We start from the raw sequence: 573 nt of genomic DNA, 5'->3' as shown, positions 1-573 counted from the left end.
CTACTGGCAGGTCAGGCTCATTCGTATCGCGCTCGAGGGACTAGCGGCCGAACTCGCCGTCGAGCATGTCTCGGACGCGGATACTGAAAGGCTTGTCGAGATCCACCGTGAGTTCGTGGCCGGCGAAACCTCTGGAGACGCCGAACGCGCCCGCCGCGCCAATCGCGAATTCCACTTCAGCGTCTACCGCCTGTCCAAGATGGACATGCTGATTGCGCAGATCGAAAGCCTGTGGGTATCGATGGGCCCGATCCTCAACGTGTATTATCAGCAGGCTGAGAACGACTATATTGGCGCGGAGGAGCACGAGACGGTGATCCAAGCGTTCCGTGCCCGCAACAAGAAAGTGGCGCGTAAGGCGATCGAACGCGACATCGTGCGCGGCGGCATGAACCTGTTGCGGTATTTCGACGAGCAGGACGCGGCCGCCAAGCGGTCATGATCGAGGCTATCGGTCATTCGCCGGCGCACTCTCTTTCGTGCTGGCCCAGACCGCCCGGAGGCGGGGGTGGCCTCCTAGTCGACGACCAGACGCCCTGCTCAGCGTCGAGCACCAACGCCACCTTGTAAGAC

At 61.8% G+C, this 573-nt stretch carries 1 protein-coding gene; it reads left to right on the top strand.

What is annotated here, in order from left to right; all coding sequences use genetic code 11:
* The coding region (locus tag EOA24_RS40390; RefSeq protein ID WP_133375083.1) for a GntR family transcriptional regulator at nucleotides 1–442 on the top strand (442 nt) is incomplete at its 5' end.
* Nucleotides 443–573: the final 131 nt, after the last annotated feature.

This window comes from Mesorhizobium sp. M2A.F.Ca.ET.039.01.1.1, from assembly GCF_003998035.1.
Lineage (GTDB): Bacteria > Pseudomonadota > Alphaproteobacteria > Rhizobiales > Rhizobiaceae > Mesorhizobium.
Note: the sequence above shows the minus strand (reverse complement) of the source record. Positions and strands in the feature narration are given on the sequence as shown.